4 protein-coding genes are annotated in these 3,737 nt (G+C 48.4%); 1 reads left to right on the top strand and 3 read right to left on the bottom strand.

Going from position 1 to position 3,737, the window contains the following annotated elements; translation table 11 throughout:
• Nucleotides 1-307, top strand: a 307-nt coding sequence (gene trxA, locus ACEW8F_RS11105) for a thioredoxin (RefSeq protein WP_373483535.1), incomplete at its 5' end; no start/stop codon positions are given.
• A gap of 95 nt (nt 308-402) precedes the next feature.
• Here the strand turns inward: trxA and metG are convergent.
• From metG to ACEW8F_RS11090, 3 genes are all read right to left on the bottom strand, one after another.
• Nucleotides 403-2,352 carry a methionine--tRNA ligase gene (gene metG / locus ACEW8F_RS11100; RefSeq protein WP_373483534.1) on the bottom strand — a complete coding sequence of 650 codons (1,950 nt, stop codon included), beginning with the start codon at nt 2,350-2,352 and terminating at the stop codon, nt 403-405.
• 34 nt (nt 2,353-2,386) lie between these two features.
• Nucleotides 2,387-3,229: a 16S rRNA (cytidine(1402)-2'-O)-methyltransferase gene (gene rsmI, locus ACEW8F_RS11095; RefSeq protein WP_373483533.1), complete on the bottom strand. Its 843-nt coding sequence runs from the start codon at nt 3,227-3,229 to the stop codon at nt 2,387-2,389.
• The coding region (locus ACEW8F_RS11090; protein ID WP_373483532.1) for an NAD(P)/FAD-dependent oxidoreductase at nt 3,230-3,737 on the bottom strand (508 nt) is incomplete at its 5' end.

Here is a 3,737-nt window from a genome sequence, read left to right as displayed (position 1 = left end):
TAATATCAATATGGAAAATTTCGAAACTGAAATTTTATCCTATAATGGAGCTGTCATGGTGGATTTTTGGGCAGAATGGTGTGGCCCTTGTAAAGCGCTGTCCCCGACAATCGATGAAATTTCGCAGGAGCTGGGAGCCGAGATGAAGGTTTGTAAAATCAACGTGGATGAAAACCAGACCCTGGCCCAACAGTTCCGGGTGATGAGCATCCCCACGGTGGTTTTCTTTAAAAACGGTGAAGCCGTAAACCGCTTTGTCGGTGTTCGTGAAAAAAATGAATATCTTGATACGATGAAGAGCCTTTAAACCTGGCCCTTTAAAAAAGTCTAAACAGAATTTTATCATTCTGTTTAGACTTTTTTTATTTACTATATTTTATTTGTCTTATTTTTACGCGTTAACTACGAAACTTTTCCGCCGGAGGGAATCCCATCGACGGTGACCAGGGACAATTTTTTGCCCTTGGTGGCGGCCAGGATCATGCCGTTGGATTCCAGTCCCCGGAGGTTGACTGGTTTTAAGTTGGCGACGAGAATGACTGTTTTGCCGACCAGGTCTGCCGGGGCATAATATTTGGCAATGCCGGATACCACCTGACGTTTTTCCTGGCCGACCAGCAGCTGTAAGACCAGCAGGCGATCGGCATCCGGATGGGGTTCGCAGGCGACTACCTCGGCCACCCGCAGCTGTACCTTGGCAAAATCATCAATGGTGATCAGGCCTTCCGGCAGTTCTTCCGGACTTGCAGTGTCGCTTTCTGTTTTAGCTTTTTCCGGCTTGGCTTTAGCTTCTTTGACCGGCTGTTCGGTTTTCTTTTCCAGCTCAATGCGCGGGAACAGAGCCTCACAGCGTTCGATCTTGATCCCTTCCGGGTAGCCGCCAAATTTCTGGATGCTGTCCCAGGTCAGGCTTACTTCCGGACATTTTAACTGTTCGCCGATTTTTCTGGCGGTTTCCGGCATCGCTGCAGAAACTAGCACGGTGACAATCCGCAGCGATTCGGTCAGGTTATACATCACCTCGGCCAGTCGGGCCTGTTTTTCCGGGCTTTTGCCCAGAACCCAGGGTTGGGTTTCATCAATATACTTATTGGAACGGGAAACCAGTTTCCAGGTTTCTTCCAGCGCCCGGCTGAAATCCAGCTTGTCCATGTAGTCACTGACGATCCCCGGGGTTTTTTCGGCCAGTTCAATGAGGTCACTGTCAATCTCTGCTGTTTCCCGTTCTTTGGGAATCACGCCGCCAAAATATTTATCGGTCATCGCCAGGGTCCGGCTGAGCAAATTGCCAAGGTCATTGGCCAGGTCGGAATTGATGTGGCTGACCAGCAGATCTTCGTTATAAACGCCATCGGAACCATAGTTCATTTCCCGAAGCACATGGTAGCGCAGGGCATCGACGCCATATTTATCGACTAAGACCACCGGATCAACCACGTTCCCCACCGATTTGGACATTTTTCCGCCTTTTAGAAGGATCCAGCCATGGCCATAAACCTGTTTGGGCAACGGTAATTTTAACGCCATCAGAATAATTGGCCAGTAAATAGTATGAAAACGGATAATATCTTTACCAACCAGATGGACATCGGCGGGCCAGTATTTTTCCATCAGATCGGGCTTATCATTGAGGTAGCCCAAGGCTGAAATATAGTTGGGCAGGGCGTCAATCCACACATAGACCACATGACCAGGATCAAAATCCACCGGTACCCCCCAGGTGAAAGAGGTTCGGGAGACGCATAAATCCTGCAGGCCCGGTTTAATAAAATTATTGACCATTTCATTTTTTCGGGATTCGGGCTGAATGAAATGGGGGTTGTCTTCAATGTATTTCATCAGGTCATCGGCATATTTTGACATTTTAAAGAAGTAGGCTTCTTCGGCGGCTTTTTCTACCGGTCGGCCACAGTCCGGACAGTTGCCGTCAACTAATTGACTTTCGGTCCAGAAGGATTCACAGGGGGTGCAGTACCAGCCTTCGTAGTTGGACTTATAAATATCGCCCTGATCATAAAGCTGCTTAAAAATCCGCTGGATGGTTTTTTCATGCTCGGGATCGGTGGTCCTTATAAACTGATCATAGCTGATGTTCATGGTATCCCAGAGGTTTTTGATGCCGCTGACAATCCCATCGACATAGGCCTGGGGTGCAACCCCGGCGGCTTCGGCGACCTTCTGGATTTTTTGGCCGTGTTCATCGGTACCGGTTAAAAAGTAGGTATCATAACCCTGCAATTTTTTAAACCGGGTAATCGTATCCGCCGCTACCGTGGTGTAGGTATGGCCAATATGGAGGTTTCCACTGGGATAATAAATGGGGGTGGTAATATAAAATTTTTTTTCTGTCATAAATTTCTCCTTAATTCCAGATTTTTTAGGGGCTTTATCGCTTAACCGCGTTATAAACATCCCGTCTTGAAATATTCCGATCCTTGGCCACGGCTTTCATGGCCTCTTTTTCCGGCAGTCCTTCACTTAAATAATGAGACAAATGGTCTTCCAGACTCAGTTTTTCCAGTTCCAGACTGGCCACCGAGTTGCCTTCATCCGAGGTTCGGCCTTCAATACAGAGCACGTACTCGCCCCGGGGGGCCTGCTGCTGATAATAGTGAAGATGTTCCGCGATGGTGCCATAGCGGGTTTCCTCATAGCGTTTGGTTATTTCTCTTGAAATGCTCATCTGCCGATGGCCCAAGCCATGCTGATCAAGAATTTCCAGGGTTTTCGGTAACCGGTGCGGCGATTCGTATAGGACAACGGTAAACTCCGATGCTTCGATTCGTTTCAAGCCTTCTTTAACCGCTTTGTTTTCTTTACCTAAAAACCCGAGAAACAAAAACGAACGGGTATCCAGTCCCGACAACACCAGACCGCAGAGCCCGGCGTTAGGGCCGGGAACCACTTCCAGGGAAATGTCATTGGCAACGCAGTTTTTTACCAGTACCGATCCCGGGTCGGAGATCAGCGGCATCCCGGCATCGGAGATCAGGGCGATGTTCTGGCCTTGTTTCAGTAGTTCAATTAGTCCTTCGCTGGACTGCTGTTCGTTATGCTGATGATAGGCCACCATCTTTTTGGAAATTTCGAAGTGATTGAGCAGCTTAATCGAATGTCTGGTATCTTCAGCCGCGATCAGATCAACCTCCTGCAAGACTCTCAATCCGCGGATACTCATGTCATCCAGATTCCCGATCGGGGTACCGACAATATATAGTTTTCCGGACATCTATTCGTTATACAGGTTTCTGGCGACATACACCCCATTGGCGGATGCCTGCATCAAACCCCTGGTTACTCCGGCGCCATCACCCAGCACATAGAGATTCTTAATACTGGACTGGAAGTTTTTATCAACGGTGACCTTATTGGAATAGAACTTAACCTCGACCCCATAAAGCAGGGTTTCATCGCTGGCCAGGCCGGGCGAAACATGATCCAGGGCCTGAATCATTTCATCGATGTCCTTCATAATCCGGTAGGGTAAGACTAAACAAAGATCGCCCGGTACCGCATCGATTAAGGTTGGCCGGATGTTATTGCGCATCAGTCGTTCCTGGGTGGTACGGCGGCCTCTTAAAAAATCGCCGTAGCGCTGAACCATGATCTTGTTGCCAGTCAGCATATTTCCCAATCCGGCAATGTGCTTGCCATAGGCGACCGCTTCTTTAAAGGGTTCGGTAAAGCTTTTGGAGACCAGCAGCGCAAAATTGGTATTATGGGTTTTTAAACTATCC

Source organism: Acetobacterium sp. (genome assembly GCF_041752335.1).
Classification (GTDB): domain Bacteria; phylum Bacillota; class Clostridia; order Eubacteriales; family Eubacteriaceae; genus Acetobacterium.
This window is presented reverse-complemented; position numbering and strand designations above follow the sequence as displayed.

What these genes read in the sequence shown, in the direction of transcription:
- metG (WP_373483534.1), bottom strand. Translation starts at nt 2,352, where the DNA reads ATGACAGAAAAAAAATTTTATATTACCACCCCCATTTATTATCCCAGT.
- rsmI (WP_373483533.1), bottom strand. Translation starts at nt 3,229, where the DNA reads ATGTCCGGAAAACTATATATTGTCGGTACCCCGATCGGGAATCTGGAT.